Here is a 14,928-nt window from a genome sequence, read left to right as displayed (position 1 = left end):
CTCCGCCCTCGAAGAACGGGGGCGATGGGACCACCTTCCTCGCCGGGGGCGCCGCCGTCGCGGGTGTGACACCGCCCTCACGGACGGCGTCGGGCGTCAGGAGCGCACGGCGCGCAGCGTCGTCAGCGCGATCCCCGCGGCGACGAGCACCGCGACGAAGCCGATCGCGGACGTCACGACGACGCCGCTGCCGAACGCCGCGTGCGCGGAGTCCAGCAGCGCCTGCGCCTGGCCGGCCGGCAGGTCGGCCGCCACGCTCGTCGCGCCGCCGAGGGTCTCGGCGGCCGACGCCGCGTCCGCGGCGGGCACGCCCGACGGCACCACGACGTTCGCGTGGTACGACCCGGTGAGGATCCCGCCGAGGACGGCGGTGCCCAGCACCGCGCCGACCTCGTACGCGGTCTCGGAGATCGCCGAGGCGGCGCCCGCCCTGGCTGCGGGCACCGTCGAGACGATGAGGTCGTTGGAGACGGTCTCGGCCGACCCCACGCCGATCGCCAGGACGACGAACGCGAGCCCGAGCCAGCCGGCCTCGCCGCGCCCGGCGACGAGCGCCGTGACGAGGTAGCCGACGGCGGACAGCGCCAGCCCGGCCGCGACGACGTGCGACGGTCGCACGCGGCGCACGACCTTCACCACGGCGAGGCCCGCGACGACCATCGCCACGGTGCCCGGCAGCAGCACGAGCCCCGCCTGCACGGGCGAGAGCCCGATGACGAGCTGCAGGTCCTGCGACACGAAGAACAGGAAGCCGACCAGCGAGAACACCGACAGCAGGTTTACCAGCACGCTGCCGGTGAAGGCGGGCACCGCGAAGAGGCGCACGTCGAGCATCGGGTTCCGGCGGCGCAGCTGCCGGCGCACGAAGAGCACGCCCATGAGCAGCCCGACCGCGATCGACGCGAGGCCCAGGGAGGGCAGCGCGCCCTTGGCGAGCGTCTTGATGCCGAACACGACCGGGGTCATCGCCGCCATGACCAGGACGATCGAGACCGGGTCGACCGGGCCCGGCGCCGGGTCGCGCGACTCGGGCACGAAGACCGGCGCGAGCACGAGCAGCAGGGCCAGCACCGGCACGGCGAGGAGGAACACGGAGCCCCACCAGAAGTGCTCGAGCAGCAGGCCGCCGACGATCGGTCCCACGGCCGAGCCCGCCGCGAAGCCCGCGGCCCAGATCGCGATGGCGAGGCGACGCTCGTCGCGGTCGGTGAACACGTTGCGCAGCAGCGACAGCGTGGACGGCATGAGCATCGCACCGAAGAAGCCGAGGCCCGCGCGGCCGGCGATCAGCGCGCCCGCGGTCGGCGCGAAGGCCGCGACGGCGGACACGACGGCGAAGCCGACGGCCCCGATCAGGAGCAGGCGGCGGCGGCCGACGCGGTCGGCGACGGAGCCCATCGGCACGAGGAGGCCGGCGAGCACGAGCGGGTAGACGTCGACGATCCACAGCAGCTGCGTGCCGCCCGGGGCGAGGGCCTCCGAGATCTGCGGCAGGGCGAAGCTGAGGACCGTGTTGTCGATCGAGACGAGCAGCACCGGCAGCATCAGCACGGCGAGGGCCGCCCAGCGACGCCCGGCGCCGGCGGGGCGCGCGGGGGCGAGGCGGCTCGTGGCCGAGGGAGTGGGGTGCGTCGTCACCTGGGTCTGAGCCATGAACCTGAGGTGCCTTTCACACGCTGCGGACGGCCGGGGCGACATGGTGATGCCGAACTTCCGCACCGTCCAGCCGGTACAGTAACACCTCGCCACTAGGCTGTCGACATGCCTCCCGCCCCCGCCGCCCGAGCCAAGGTCCTGCGCGCGTTCGCCGAGCTCCTCGTCGAGTCCGGGGAGCGAGCCGCGACGCTCGACGCGGTGGCCGAGCGGGCCGGCGTGTCCAAGGGCGGACTGCTCTACCACTTCCCCTCCAAGGACGCCCTCGTCGAAGGGCTGCTCGACCACCTGGCCGTCCTCACCGCCGCCGACGTCGACGCCATGCGCACCGCCCCCGAGGGCGCGACCGACTACCTGCTGCGCACCTCGACCGTCATCGGCGGCGAGTTCGAGGTCGTGTACCTCGCCGCGTCCCGGGTCGCGCAGGGCGCCTCCCCGCGCGCCCGCGCCGTCCTCGACGACGCGCAGACCGCCTGGACGGCCGCCGTCCAGGACGAGCTGGGCGACCCCGTGCTCGCGCGGGCCGTCTCCCTCATGGGCGAGGGCCTCTACACCCTCGCCTCCGTCGGCGCGACCGGCCCGGACGACCACGAGATCGACGAGCTGCTGACGCTCGTGCGCGAGATCGCCGCCGCCCGCGCCCCCGCCGGGGGCGCCCCGGCGTGACGGGGCGGGCTCAGCCCGTCTTGCGCTCCGCCGTCTTCGTCGTGGGCGTCTTCTTCGCGGGCGCCTTCTTGGCCGGGGCCTTCTTCGCGGGCGCCTTCTTCGCGGGCGCCTTCTTCGCCGCAGGCTTCGTCGCCGGGGCCTTCTTCTTCGCGGGGGCCTTCTCCTCCGCCTCGCCCTTCGACCCGCCCTTCGACCCGCCCTTCGAGCCCGAGACGCTCCGGCGCAGCGCCTCCATGAGGTCGATGACGTCCGCGTCCTCCTTCTCGGGCTGCTCGCCGAACGTCTCGGAGGTGTCGAGCGCGTCGCCCTGCTCGATCTTGGCGTCGATGAGCTGGCGCAGCTGCACCTGGTACTCGTCCTCGTACTCCTCGGGCGCGAAGTCGGCCTCGTAGCTCGCGACGAGCTGGCCGGACATCGCCAGCTCCTTGTCGGACACCGTCACGGACCCGTCGAGCGAGGGGAACGCGGCCTCGCGCACCTCGTCCGCCCACAGCAGGGTCTGCATCACCAGCACCTCGTCGCGCACGCGCATCGCCGCCAGCCGGGTGCGCTGGCGCAGCGCGAACTTCACGATCGCCGTGCGGTCCGTCTCCTCGAGCGTCCGGCGCAGCAGCACGTACGCCTTCGGGCTCTTGGAGTCCGGCTCGAGGTAGTAGGTGCGGTCGAGCATGATCGGGTCGATCTGGTCGCTCGGCACGAACTCGACGACCTCGATCTCCCGGTTCGCCTCCGCCGGCAGCGCCGCGAAGTCGTCCTTCGTGAGCACCACGGTCCGCTCGCCGTCGTCGTAGGCGCGGTCGATGTGCTGGTACGGCACCTCCTCGCCGTCCAGCTCGCACACCCGCCGGTAGCGGATGCGCCCTCCGTCCTCGTCGTGCACCTGGTGCAGCGGCACGTCGTGGTCCTCGGTCGCGCTGTACAGCTTGACCGGCACGTTGACCAGGCCGAAGGTCACAGCGCCCTTCCAGATCGCCCTCATGCGACCATCGTCACGCGAGCCGCCGGACCCCGCCAGCGTGCGCCGGCGCCGGCCGGGCGGATGTCGGACGCCGCGCCTACGGTCTCGCCATGGACACCGCCACGACGCGCGAGGTCGCGCACGCCTACGCCGCGACGCTGGAGCGCCGCGACTGGGCCGCCTTCGGCGCACTCCTCGACCCCGACGTCGTCTACGAGATGCCGCAGAGCCGCGAGCGGATCCGCGGCCGCGACGCGTACCTCCGTTTCAACCAGGAGTACCCCGGCGACTGGCACCTGACCGTGCGGCACGTGGTCGCGGACGGCGCCCGGGCCGCCCTGTGGCTCGACGCGCGCGTGGGCGACGAGCGGATGATCGCGAACGTCTGGCTCGACGTCTCCGACGACGGCCTGGTCCGGCGCGTCACCGACATCTGGCCCGAGCCGTCCGAGCCGCCGGCCGGGCGCGAGCACCTGGTCGAGCGGTACGACGCCGGCTGACGGGCCGGTCCGACCGGCCGGGGCGTCAGCCGACGAGGCCGAGCACGCCCACGACGCCCACCAGCAGGGCGAGCAGCATCGAGACGCCCACCAGCACGGCGTGCACGGTGAAGAACCGGGTAGGGCGACCGGCGTCGTCGCGGGCGCGGGGGTCCTTGGTCACGCGGCGCCAGAACGAGGGCCACACCGCCAGGTTCCACAGGGCGGCGACGAGCAGGACGACGGACCAGACGACGGGGATCTCCACGGTGTCGAGTATCGGCCACGACCCGTCCGGCGAGGAAACCCTCAGGCGAGCAGGCCGCCCTGCAGCGCCAGGAGCACCGCCCGGGTGCGGTCCTTGGCGCCGAGCTTGAGCAGCACGTTGGACACGTGGTTCTTCACGGTGCCTTCCGCGAGGTAGAGGGCGTCCGCGATCTCGCGGTTCGACCACCCCTGGGCCATGAGGCGCAGCACCTCCCGCTCCCGCCCGGTGAGCTCCGCCGGCGCGACGTCGGCCGGCGCGGGCCCGGAGCGGACCGCCCGCAGCAGGCGCGCCGTCACCGCGGGCTGCACCAGGGTGTCGCCCGCGGCCAGGGTCCGCACCGCGTCCGCGAGCTGCTCCAGCGTCACGTCCTTGAGCAGGTAGCCCCGCGCCCCCGCCTGCAGCGCACGCAGCACGAGGGCGTCGTCGTCGAACGTCGTCAGGACGAGGACCGCGACCTCCGGCCCGGCGGCGCGCAGCGTCTCCAGCGCCCAGATCCCGTCGCGGCCGGGCATCCGCAGGTCGAGCAGCAGCACGTCGGGCTCGTGCTCCCGGACCGCGTCGACCGCCGTCGCGCCGTCCTCGGCCTCCGCGACCACGTCGATGCCGCCCGCGATCTCCAGCAGGCTGCGGATGCCGTGCCGCACGAGCGTCTGGTCGTCGGCGAGCACGAGGCGCACGCGGTCGCGCGGCCCCCCGGGCGCGGGGCCCGCCGTCACGACGCCGCCCGCGCGGCGAGGCGTGCCCGCACCGTGAACCCCGCCGACGCGTCGAACGTCGCGCCCCCGCCCAGGGCCTCGGCCCGTTCGACGATGCCCGCGAGCCCGTGCCCGATCCGGACCGGCTCCGAGCCGAGGCCGTCGTCGCGGGCGACGAGGGTGAGGGCGCCGTCGTCGTCCGCCGCGACCTCGATCCGCAGCACCGTCGCCATCTCCGCGTGCCGCACGGCGTTGGTCACGACCTCCTGGGTGACGCGGACCAGGGCCGCCGTCTGCTCCTCGTCCGCGACGACGTCCTCGGCGACGTCGACCTCGACCCGCGGGGACGGCACGGCGGAGGCGACGGCGGCGAGAGCCTCGCGCAGGTCCGGCGCGCGGCGGCGCAGCTCGCCCACCGTGGCGCGGACGTCGCCGAGGAGCTCGCGCGCCACGGTGCGGGCCCGCTCCACGTGCTCCGCCGCGCGCTCGGGCGGCAGGTGCGCCGCGGACTCGAGCTCCAGCGTCAGCACCGTGAGCTGGTGCCCGATGAGGTCGTGCAGCTCGCGGGAGATGCGCAGGCGCTCGGACGCGCGGGTCGCCTCCTCGCCCAGCACCATCGCCGCGGCGAGCTCCGCGTGGGCGACGGTCAGCTCGGTGCGCATCCGTTGCTCGCGCTGCAGCGCCACGCTCACCGCCGCGCTGGCCACCTGGAGCAGGAGGTAGAGGCCGAGCGAGAGCACGACCTCGAAGGGCCGCGCGTCCCCCGGGGCGAGCAGGAAGGCGACGAGCAGGGCCAGCGTGTTCGCCACGATCACGGCGACGACCACGCGCGTCGGACCGACGTACGTGCTCAGCGCGGCGCCGAAGACCAGCAGGATCGGCAGCCAGCCGATCCCGGGCACCGTGATCACGAGGGCCGCGGTCAGCAGCGCCTGGGCCGCGAGACCGGCGTAGGCGGCGCGGGTGCGGGGCGGCCGCAGGACGACGACGACCGTCGCGGCGAGCCACGCGAGCGCCAGCAGCACCCAGACGGCGAGCGGCACGAGCATCCGGTCCGGCTCCGCCACGAAGGGCACGGGCACGACGACCGCCAGGCAGACGACGAGGATCGTCAGCCCGGACGTCTCCTCGGGTCCCAGCCGGCGCACGGTCCCCACGCTATCCGGCGAGCCCGGACGACGAGGAGTGCCGGAAGTCATGGGCGCAGGTCGTGACCGGCGGCACGCGCGACGGCGCCGGCCGCGTCCGTAGCGTCGCCGCCATGACCGCACTCGTGGCGCAGCACCTGCGCAAGACCTACCGCACCCGGGGCCGCGGCCGCCCACCGGTGGTCGCCCTCGACGACGTGAGCCTCTCCGTGGGACCGGGCGAGGTGGCCGGCGTGCTCGGCCGCAACGGCGCCGGCAAGTCCACCACCGTGGAGCTCCTGGCCGGCGCCCGGTCCCCGGACTCCGGGCGGGTGCGGGTGCTCGGGCTCGACCCGCGCGCGGACCGCGGCCGGGTGCGCGGCGTGCTCGGCGTCCAGCTGCAGGGCGCGTACCTCCACGGCGCGCTGACGGTCCTCGAGCTCGTGCGCCTGTACCGGTCCTTCTACCCGCGCGGCCTGGACCCCGACCTTCTCGTCGAGCGCGTCGGCCTGGGCGCCTCGCGCGACGTCCGCTTCGAGAAGCTGTCGGGCGGGCAGCAGCAGCGGGTCTCGGTCGCGCTGGCCCTCGTGGGCGCGCCGCGGGCCGTCATCCTCGACGAGCTCACCACCGGCCTGGACCCCGAGGCGCGGCGCAGCATGTGGTCGCTGGTCGAGGACCTGCGGGCCGACGGCGTCACCGTCCTGCTCGTCAGCCACCTCATGGAGGAGGTGGAGCGGCTGTGCGACCACGTGACGATCCTCGACGCCGGCCGTGTCGTCGCGCGCGGCACCGCCGCCGAGCTGATCGACCTGGCCGGCCTGCGGCCCACCGTCATCCTGCGCACCGACGACCCCGGCGCCGCCGACCTCCTGACCCGGCTGCCCGTCGTCGAGCACGTCGACGCGACCGGCCCGCGGCTCGTCGTCGCGGGCGCCGCGGCGGCGGGGACGACGGCGGCGGACGACCCGTCCCGCGGCGACCTGCTGCACGCGGTGGGCGCAGCGCTCGCCGCCGCGGGCGTCGTCGCGACCGAGACGCAGCTGCGCCGCCCCACCCTCGACGACGCGTTCCTCGCCCTCACCGGAAGCCCCCTGGAGGCATCATGACCACCGCCCGCCATCCCACCACCCCCCGCGTGCTGGAGCTGCCCGAGCCGGGCGCTCCCCCGCGCCCGGTGCGGCCCGGTGCGGAGGCGTGGCTCGGGCTCACGGTCGCCGAGGCTCGGATGGTGGCCCGCGACACGGCCGGGCTCGTGATCCCGCTCGGGATGCCGTTGCTCATCCTCGTGATGAACGGGCTGGCGCCGGGCCTGGACCAGGTCGTCCCCGGGACGGGCGGGCGCACGCCGCTGGACGTCTACGTGATCCCGCTGACGCTGACGATGGTGGTCGCGACGGTCGGCGTGATCAACATGCCGAGCTTCCTCGCCTACTACCGCCGCTCCGGGATCCTCAAGCGCCTCGGCGTCACCCCGGCGTCCCCGACGATGGTGCTCGGCGCGCAGGCCTTCGTCGGGGTGGTGCAGATCCTGCTGGGCATCGCCATCGCCCTCGGCGTCGCGTTCGTGTGGCTGGGCGCCTCGCCGCCGGCCGACCCGTGGGTGGCGGCGGGCGTGCTGGCGCTGGCGATCGCCGCGATGTACGCGGTCGGGATGTTCGTGGCCGCCGTCGCGCCGACGCCGGGTTCCGCAGTGGCGATCGGCCTCGTCGCGTTCTTCGGCCTCGCGGCGCTCGGCGGGATGTTCGGGTCGCGGGAGAACCTGCCCGACGCGCTCGCCACGCTGGGCGGCTGGCTCCCCTTCGGCGCCTCCGTCGACGCGCTCGGCGCGGCGTGGGCCGGCGTCGCGTTGCCGGGGTCCGCCCTCGTCGGGTTGGGGGCGACCACCGTCGTCGCGGGCGGCGCGGCGGCCGCGTGGTTCCGCTGGGAGTGACGGCCCCGGGCGGCGCACGCGCGGCCCGGGGCCGGTGGCCTCAGAGGCCGACCGCGTCCAGCTTCGCGGAGAGCTCGGCGTCCGTGGGCTCGACGAAGAACTCGCCGTCGGGGAAGACGACCACGGGGATGTTCTTGCGGCCGCTGATCGCCTCGGCGTCGTCGGCCCGCGTGGGGTCGGCGACGAGGTCCACGTTCACGTACTCGACGCCGCGGGTGTCGAGCACGCGCTTGGCGCGGCGGCAGTCGCCGCACCACGTGGCCCCGTACATCGTGAGGGTCGCGGGGCGGCGGAGGTCGGTCGTGGTGTCGTCGGTCATGCGCAGCACCATACCCCCATGGGGTTAGTGAGCGGAGAATCCGCCGTCCACGAACAGTGACTGTCCGGTCACATAGCCGGACGCCGGGCCGGCGAGGAAGACGGCGGCGCCGGCGAAGTCGTCGGGCAGCCCGTTGCGGCCCACCATCGTGCGGGCCGCGAGCGCCTCGACCCGCGCCGGATCGGACTGCAGCCGGGCGTTCAGCGGCGTGAGGACGAAGCCGGGCACCAGCGTGTTGGCGGTGACGCCCCGGGACGACCAGGCCTCGGCCTGCGAGCGGGCCAGCGACTCCAGGCCGCCCTTGGACACCCCGTAGACGCCGGACTGCACGAAGGCACGGTGCGCCTGCTGGGAGGACACGTGGATCAGCCGGCCGAACCCGCGCTCCGCCATGCCGGGCCCGAAGCGCTGCCCCAGCAGGTAGGGCGCCTCGAGGTTGACGGCCATGGTCGCGTCCCAGGTGGCGTCGTCCGTCTCCCCCAGCGGCGGCCGCAGGTTGATGCCCGCGGAGCTGACCACGACGTCCGGCTCGCCGAAGACGGCGGCCGCCTCCTCGGCCGCCGCCCGCACGCCGGCCCGGGTGCTCAGGTCCGCGCTGACGCGGTCGACGGTGCAGCCGTGCGCCCGCAGCTCCGCGACCGTGTCGTCCAGCTCCGCCTCCCGCCGGGCCAGGACGACGACGCGCGCTCCGGCCCGGGCGAGCGCGCCCGCGATCGCACGCCCGATGCCGGAGCTGCCGCCGGTCACCAGAGCGGTCCGGCCGTCGAGGGAGAACAGGGAGGACAGGTACGCGTCGGTCACGCGGAGAACCCTGCCACGGTTCGTGGATCTCTCCGCCCTGCGGTCGATCCGCGGCGGAGGCGAGGACCGACGACCCAAGGACGGGCCGGACGAGCGGTGACGGCATCGCTGGGCGCGCGGCCCCCGACCTCACGCCCCTGGATCGTCATGCGTCGCCGCGGACCAGACGGACGTCGGGGAGCACCTCGACGGTGTCGTCGCCGAACGTGCTGTAGTCGAGCGAGTAGAGCCTGCCGTCCTCCACCCAGAGCCCGAGGACACCGAGACCGTCGTCCCCGTCGAGCACCTCGAGAGAGGCGATCGGGCCGCCGTCGTGCGGAGGGATCCTCGGCAGACCTGGCACGGCCGGGACGTCGAGGAGGAAGCACGCGTCGCCCTCGTGGTCCTTGCCGCCCCACCGCGCGTGCGCGAGCTGCGCCCTGGCCTCCGCGGCACCGCGCCACGACCCCGCGCAGACCCGCTCCAGGAGCGCGCGCTCGTGGGACGTCAGCGCCGTTCCCGGTGCGCGGGGTGCCCCGACGGGCGGGGCGTCCATGCCGGACATCGTGGCAGACCGGGACGGCCCGCGTCCGCCGGGCAGGAGGGTGCGTGCCGCCCGTCCCCCGGCGTGAGGCGACCACCGGGGCACGTCGCTAGTGTCGCCCCATGTTCGACGGCTTCCGGCTGGACAGGGTGGACCTTCCCGAGGTGACGGTGCGGGTGCGGCACGGCGGCACGGGAACGCCGGTGGTGCTGCTGCACGGGCACCCCCGGACCCACACGACGTGGCACGCCGTCGCGCCTCTGCTCACGCAGCAGCACACCGTGGTCTGCCCCGACCTCCGCGGCTACGGGAGGTCGACCCTGCCGCCCGACGCGCCCGACCACGCGCAGTCCAGCAAGCGGGCGATGGCCCGGGACGTCGTCGACCTGATGTCCGCCCTGGGCCACGACAGCTTCGCCGTGGTGGGCCACGACCGCGGGTCGCTGGTCGCCTTCCGCACCGCCATGGACCACCCGCAGCGGGTCACGCACCTCGTCGTCATGGACGGGCTGCCCGTCGTCGAGCACCTGGAGCGGACGGACGCGCGGTTCGCCCGCGCCTGGTGGCACTGGTGGTTCCTCGCCCAGGACGAGAAGCCCGCCGAGCGCGTCATCGACGCCGACCCCGACGCCTGGTACCGCACGCCACCGCCGGAGGTCATCGGGCCCGGGAACCATGCCGACGTGTGGGACGCGCTGCGGGACCCCGCCGTCGTGCACGGGATGTGCGAGGACTATCGCGCGGGGCTCGGCATCGACCGACGCCACGACGAGGACGACCGCGCGGCGGGGCGACGGGTGGGATGCCCGACGCTCCTGCTCGAGTCGACCGAGGACGACCTGGACATCCACGGCGACCCCGCCGCCATCTGGGAGCCGTGGCTCGACCGGCCGCTGCGGCACCGCCTCATCCGGTCCGGCCACCACCAGGCCGAGGAGGCTCCCGGCGAGGTGGCCGCCGCCCTGCGGGAGTTCCTCGCCCCCGCGTGACCCGGCGGTCGCCCTGGCGCCTCCTGATGGTCGGCGTCCCCGCCCGAGGCGCGCGCATCGACCCCTCGCGCGACGATGTCCGCATGGCACGCGCGTCGTCGAGCAAGCCGCAGACCGTCACGGTCGACGACCGCCGCCTGCAGCTGACGAACCTGGACAAGGTGTACTACCCGGCCACGGGGACGACGAAGGGCGAGGTGCTGCAGTACCTCGCCCAGGTGGCACCGGCGCTGCTGCGGCACGCGGCGTACCGCCCCGCGACGCGCAAGCGGTGGCCGGACGGCGTCGCCGGGCAGATGTTCTTCCAGAAGAACCTGGACGCGTCGACGCCGTCGTGGGTGCCGCGGCGCTCGATCAAGCACCGCACGTCGACCAACGACTACGTGCTGGTCAACGACCTCGCCACGCTGACGTGGCTGGGTCAGACGGCCACCCTCGAGATCCACGTGCCGCAGTGGCGGTTCGGCCGCACGGGCACGCCGATGCCCCCGGACCGCCTGGTCCTCGACCTCGACCCGGGGCCGGGCGCGGGCCTGGCCGAGTGCGCCGAGGTCGCGCGGCTGGCGCGCGACATCCTGCGCGGCATGGACCTCGACCCGCTGCCCGTGACCAGCGGCTCCAAGGGCATCCATCTGTACGCGGCGCTGGTCGGTCACGACGACTCCCTCACCGCGGACGCCGTCTCGGCGGTGGCGCACGAGCTCGCGCGCCACCTGGAGTCGGAGCACCCGGACCTCGTCGTCAGCGACATGAAGAAGTCGCTGCGCGCGGGCAAGGTGCTCGTCGACTGGTCGCAGAACAACGGCGCCAAGACCACCATCGCGCCGTACTCGCTGCGGGGCCGCGACGAGCCGACCGTCGCCGCGCCGCGCACCTGGGACGAGCTCGACGACCCCGACCTGCGCCACCTCACCTTCACGGAGGTGGTCGAGCGCCTGGAGCGCGACGGCGACCTCCTGGAGCCCCTGGCGGCCGGGCACCTGGCCCAGCTCGAGCCCACGCCGGAGCGCATGGCGACGTTCGAGCGCACGCCGGCCGAGAAGCTCGAGACGTACCGCGCCAAGCGCGACCCCGAGAAGACCCCGGAGCCGTTCGGCCCCGAGAGCCCGGACCCCCGCGACGGCGCGCCGACCTTCGTCGTCCAGGAGCACCACGCGCGCCGCCTGCACTGGGACTTCCGGCTGGAGCACGAGGGCGTCCTGGTGAGCTGGGCCCTGCCGAAGGGTGAGCCCACCGACCCGAAGCAGAACCACCTGGCCGTGCAGACCGAGGACCACCCGCTCGAGTACGGCGCGTTCGAGGGCAGCATCCCCGCGGGCGAGTACGGCGGCGGCGAGGTGACGATCTGGGACGCCGGCACCTACGACCTGGAGAAGTGGCGCGAGGACGAGGTGATCGCCGTCCTGCACAGCGAGCGGCGCGGCTCACGACGTCTCGCCCTCATCCGCACCGGCGGGCGCGGCGGCGACGACCAGAACTCGTGGCTGATCCACCGCACGAAGGCACAGCCCGGGGACGAGGACGACGGCGCGGACGACGGCGCGGACGACGGTGGAGGCGACGGCGGTGACGCGGACGACGCCCCCGCGGGACGGTCGCCGGCCCCCGGCCGCGCGCCTGACGACCACGCGCCGCCCGAGACGCCGCGCCCGATGCTCGCGACGACGGCGCCACCGGGCGAGCTCGCGCGGCTGGACCCGGACGACTGGGCGTTCGAGGTCAAGTGGGACGGCTTCCGCGCGGTGGTCGAGGTGCTGCATGGCGGCACGGACGGCGACGACGAGCGCGCCGTGCGGCTCACGTCCCGCTCGGGGCAGGACCTCACGGTGACGTTCCCGGAGCTGCGGGCGGTCGCGGAGATGGTCGCGCACGACGACCTGCCGCTGGCGCTGGACGGCGAGATCGTCGCCCTCGACGCGGACGGGCGCCCTTCGTTCCGCCGCCTCCAGCAGCGGGCGGGCCTCTCCCGGCCGCGCGACGTCGAGAAGGCGCGCCGCGCGGTCGGGGTCGACCTGGTGCTGTTCGACGTGCTGGTCGTGGGCGGGCGCGCGGTGACCGACCGGCCGTACACCGAGCGCCGCGCGGAGCTGGCGCGGGTCGTGACGCCGCGCCGCCCGGTGCACGTGCCCGACGCCCTGGACGGCACGCTCGACGAGGCGCTGGAGACCAGCCGTCTCATGCGGCTCGAGGGGGTGGTGGCCAAGCGGCGCCGGTCGTCGTACACGCCGGGCCGCCGCTCGCGCGACTGGCTCAAGATCAAGCACGCCCGCACCCAGGAGGTGGTGGTCGTGGGCTGGCGCCCGCTGCATGCCGGGACGGGTCGGGAGGACGCGCGGGTGGCCGGGTCGCTGCTGCTGGCGGTGCCGGACGACGGCGGCGTGCTGCGCTACGTGGGCAAGGTCGGCACGGGGTTCAAGGAGGCGGAGCGGCGCGAGGTGGTCCGGCGCCTGCGGCCCGTGGACGACGCGCCGCTCGACGGCGTGCCCCGCACCGAGGCGGTGCACGCGCGGTGGGCCGCGCCCGAGCGGGTGGCCGAGGTGACGTACGGCGACTGGACGAGCGACCCCGCCGACCTCGGCGCGACCGACGGCGCGGACGACGAGGGTCCGCGGCTGCGGCACTCGGTGTGGCGCGGGTGGCGCGACGACAAGCGCCCGGACCAGGTCGGCGTCGAGAGCTGACTCGTCAGCGCACCGTCTGTCCCCGCAGCGCGTGCGCGACGGCGGCTGCCCGCGACTCGACGCCGAGCTTGGCGTACACGTGCGCGAGGTGGGTCTTGACGGTCGCCTCGGAGATGAACAGCCGGCGGCCGAGCTCGCGGTTGCTCAGCCCCTGGGCGAGCAGCGTGAGCAGCTCCGCCTCCCGCGGGGTGAGCGCGCTGCCGGGGTTCTGCGCCTGCTGCATCAGCCGGGACGCGACGGGCGGGGAGAGCACGCTGCGCCCGACGACGGCGCCGCGCACGGCGGCGAAGATCTCGGCGGGCGGGGCGTCCTTGAGCACGTAGCCGATGGCGCCGGCGTCGACGACGCGCACCACGTCGGCGTCGGTGTCGTAGGCGCTGAACACGAGCACCGGGACGTCGGGGTGGGCGGCCCTGATGCGGCGGGTGGCTGCCACGCCGTCCTCCGCCGCGCCGAGCTCGAGGTCCATGACGACGAGCGCGGGCGCGAGCCGTGCCACGGCGTCGAGGGCCTCGTCGGCCGTGCCCGCCTCGCCCACGACGGTGAGGTCCGGCTGCGAGTCGAGCAGGGCGCGCAGCCCGGCGCGCACCACGTGGTGGTCGTCCACGAGCAGCACGGTGATCGGGTCGCTCATGCGTCCTCCTGGTCGTCCGGTCCGGTCGCCGGCAGCCCTCCCGCGACGGGCAGCTGCACCCCGACGACGGTCCCCTCGCCCGGCGCGCTCTCCACCGTGATCGTGCCACCGAGCTGCTCCACCCGCTGGCGCATGGCGCGCAGCCCGAACCCGCCGTCCGGCCCGGCGGCGCGGGAGCTCACCGCGGCGACGTCGAAGCCGCGACCGTCGTCGAACACGTCGAGCGCGACGGCGTCGGGCAGGTAGGTGAGGGTGAGCCCGAGCCGCGCGGGGCCGGCGTGCCGGTGCACGTTCGCGACCGCGCTCTGGGCGATCCGCGCGAGCGCGTGCGCGACCTCCGGCCCCACCGGCACGCGGTCACCGACCACCGTGAGCTCGGCGTCGGGGACGTGCCGCCGGGCCGCGGTCCGGACCGCCGCCTCCACGTCGGCGGGCGCGACCCCGCCGGTCGCCGGGGACGGGTCGACGAGGTCGTGCACGAGGTCGCGCGTCTGGCCGAGGCTGGCGCGCACGGCGACGGCGGCCTGCCGGGCGTCGTCGCGCGCGGCGTCGGGGTCGGCGTCCCAGCGCTGGTCGGCGGCCTCGAGGCGCAGCACCGCCGACGACAGCGACTGGGCCACGGTGTCGTGGATCTCCCGCGCCACGCGCTCGCGCTCGGCCAGGACGGCGACCTCGTGCTGGAGCCGCACGCGCTCGCCCGCCTGCCGCACGATCGCGTCGTAGGCGAGGCTGAGCAGCACCGCCACGACGAGCGGAGCCACGGCGGCCGCCCAGTCGCTGCGGCCGGACAGGTCGAAGAGCGCCACGCCCGTGACGACCGCGACCGCGCCGACGAGGACGTGCGCCGCGGGCACCGGCACGAGGCTGCGGCACACGAAGAACAAGGGGATCGCCGACCACGCGAAGCTCGGAGCGACCAGCACCAGCGCGGACCACGCCACGAGCAGCACGGCCAGCACGCCGTGGACGACGGCGCCCGGCCCGGCCCCGCCGGACCGGCGGGCGAGCAGCACGAGGCCCGCGTACGCGACGGCGACCGCCAGCAGCAGCGCGACCACGAGCCACCACTGGCCGTCGAGGCCGTGGTTGGTGAGGTAGCGCGCCGCCGACGTCACGACGAGCGCGGCGAAGGCGAGGTGCACCCCGCGGGTGAGGGATCCGGGCACGGACGACCACGCTAGCCGCGCACGACGCGTCCGCACCTC

General features: G+C 75.2%; 16 protein-coding genes. 6 read left to right on the top strand and 10 right to left on the bottom strand.

The genetic code is table 11. The features are described 5' to 3' along the window. Positions 1-96 precede the first annotated feature (96 nt). Entirely contained in the window at positions 97-1,653 is a 1,557-nt protein-coding gene (locus tag ACFVS0_RS18890; RefSeq protein WP_430550108.1) for an MFS transporter, read from the bottom strand. Between the two features lie 108 nt (positions 1,654-1,761). Here ACFVS0_RS18890 and ACFVS0_RS18885 point away from each other — a divergent pair, with 108 nt between their 5' ends. Beyond that, positions 1,762-2,319, top strand: a complete 558-nt coding sequence (locus ACFVS0_RS18885; RefSeq protein WP_430550109.1) for a TetR/AcrR family transcriptional regulator — start codon at positions 1,762-1,764, stop codon at positions 2,317-2,319. A gap of 10 nt (positions 2,320-2,329) precedes the next feature. Here ACFVS0_RS18885 and ACFVS0_RS18880 read toward each other — a convergent pair whose 3' ends face one another. After that, positions 2,330-3,298: a Ku protein gene (locus ACFVS0_RS18880; RefSeq protein WP_430588824.1), complete on the bottom strand. Its 969-nt coding sequence runs from the start codon at positions 3,296-3,298 to the stop codon at positions 2,330-2,332. An 89-nt stretch (positions 3,299-3,387) separates the two neighbouring features. Here ACFVS0_RS18880 and ACFVS0_RS18875 point away from each other — a divergent pair, with 89 nt between their 5' ends. Continuing rightward, on the top strand, positions 3,388-3,777 hold the full coding sequence (locus ACFVS0_RS18875; protein ID WP_430550111.1) for a nuclear transport factor 2 family protein: 390 nt from the start codon (positions 3,388-3,390) through the stop codon (positions 3,775-3,777). A 25-nt stretch (positions 3,778-3,802) separates the two neighbouring features. Here ACFVS0_RS18875 and ACFVS0_RS18870 read toward each other — a convergent pair whose 3' ends face one another. From ACFVS0_RS18870 to ACFVS0_RS18860, 3 genes are read right to left on the bottom strand one after another with little or no spacing between them, the layout of a single operon-like run. Further along, positions 3,803-4,024 (bottom strand): SCO4848 family membrane protein, encoded by a 222-nt coding sequence (locus ACFVS0_RS18870; protein WP_430550112.1) that lies wholly within the window; start codon positions 4,022-4,024, stop codon positions 3,803-3,805. 41 nt (positions 4,025-4,065) lie between these two features. Further along, positions 4,066-4,740 carry a response regulator gene (locus ACFVS0_RS18865; RefSeq protein WP_430564047.1) on the bottom strand — a complete coding sequence of 225 codons (675 nt, stop codon included), beginning with the start codon at positions 4,738-4,740 and terminating at the stop codon, positions 4,066-4,068. Beyond that, on the bottom strand, positions 4,737-5,867 hold the full coding sequence (locus ACFVS0_RS18860; RefSeq protein WP_430588823.1) for a sensor histidine kinase: 1,131 nt from the start codon (positions 5,865-5,867) through the stop codon (positions 4,737-4,739). The genes ACFVS0_RS18865 and ACFVS0_RS18860 overlap by 4 nt, the downstream gene beginning before the upstream one ends. A 113-nt stretch (positions 5,868-5,980) precedes the next feature. Between ACFVS0_RS18860 and ACFVS0_RS18855 the strand changes: the two genes are divergently transcribed. Together ACFVS0_RS18855 and ACFVS0_RS18850 are read left to right on the top strand one after the other, a co-directional pair. Next, entirely contained in the window at positions 5,981-6,952 is a 972-nt protein-coding gene (locus ACFVS0_RS18855; protein ID WP_430588822.1) for an ABC transporter ATP-binding protein, read from the top strand. Next, positions 6,949-7,776, top strand: a complete 828-nt coding sequence (locus ACFVS0_RS18850) for an ABC transporter permease (protein WP_430588821.1) — start codon at positions 6,949-6,951, stop codon at positions 7,774-7,776. The genes ACFVS0_RS18855 and ACFVS0_RS18850 overlap by 4 nt, the downstream gene beginning before the upstream one ends. Positions 7,777-7,816: 40 nt before the next feature. Here ACFVS0_RS18850 and ACFVS0_RS18845 read toward each other — a convergent pair whose 3' ends face one another. The 3 genes from ACFVS0_RS18845 to ACFVS0_RS18835 all read right to left on the bottom strand — a co-directional run bounded on the left by ACFVS0_RS18845 (position 7,817) and on the right by ACFVS0_RS18835 (position 9,431). Then, positions 7,817-8,095, bottom strand: a complete 279-nt coding sequence (locus tag ACFVS0_RS18845; protein ID WP_430550117.1) for a glutaredoxin family protein — start codon at positions 8,093-8,095, stop codon at positions 7,817-7,819. Positions 8,096-8,119: 24 nt separating this feature from the next. Beyond that, a complete protein-coding gene (locus tag ACFVS0_RS18840) occupies positions 8,120-8,896 on the bottom strand; it encodes an SDR family NAD(P)-dependent oxidoreductase (RefSeq protein ID WP_430550118.1) in 777 nt (258 codons plus the stop codon). 145 nt (positions 8,897-9,041) lie between these two features. After that, positions 9,042-9,431, bottom strand: coding sequence for a hypothetical protein (locus tag ACFVS0_RS18835; protein WP_430588820.1), 390 nt, complete (start codon positions 9,429-9,431; stop codon positions 9,042-9,044). 110 nt (positions 9,432-9,541) lie between these two features. Between ACFVS0_RS18835 and ACFVS0_RS18830 the strand changes: the two genes are divergently transcribed. Together ACFVS0_RS18830 and ACFVS0_RS18825 are read left to right on the top strand one after the other, a co-directional pair. Next, on the top strand, positions 9,542-10,408 hold the full coding sequence (locus ACFVS0_RS18830; RefSeq protein ID WP_430550120.1) for an alpha/beta fold hydrolase: 867 nt from the start codon (positions 9,542-9,544) through the stop codon (positions 10,406-10,408). Positions 10,409-10,491: 83 nt separating this feature from the next. After that, a complete protein-coding gene (locus tag ACFVS0_RS18825; protein ID WP_430588819.1) occupies positions 10,492-13,089 on the top strand; it encodes an ATP-dependent DNA ligase in 2,598 nt (865 codons plus the stop codon). A gap of 4 nt (positions 13,090-13,093) precedes the next feature. On the opposite strand, the gene ACFVS0_RS18820 is transcribed toward ACFVS0_RS18825, so the two are convergent. After that, complete coding sequence (locus ACFVS0_RS18820; protein ID WP_430550122.1) at positions 13,094-13,723, bottom strand: response regulator; 630 nt, start codon at positions 13,721-13,723, stop codon at positions 13,094-13,096. Beyond that, positions 13,720-14,889, bottom strand: coding sequence for a sensor histidine kinase (locus ACFVS0_RS18815; RefSeq protein ID WP_430588818.1), 1,170 nt, complete (start codon positions 14,887-14,889; stop codon positions 13,720-13,722). Before ACFVS0_RS18815 ends, ACFVS0_RS18820 begins: the two co-directional genes overlap by 4 nt. Between the last annotated feature and the right edge of the window lie 39 nt (positions 14,890-14,928).

Source organism: Isoptericola sp. NPDC058082, assembly GCF_042885055.1.
Lineage (GTDB): Bacteria > Actinomycetota > Actinomycetes > Actinomycetales > Cellulomonadaceae > Isoptericola.
Note: the sequence above shows the minus strand (reverse complement) of the source record. Positions and strands in the feature narration are given on the sequence as shown.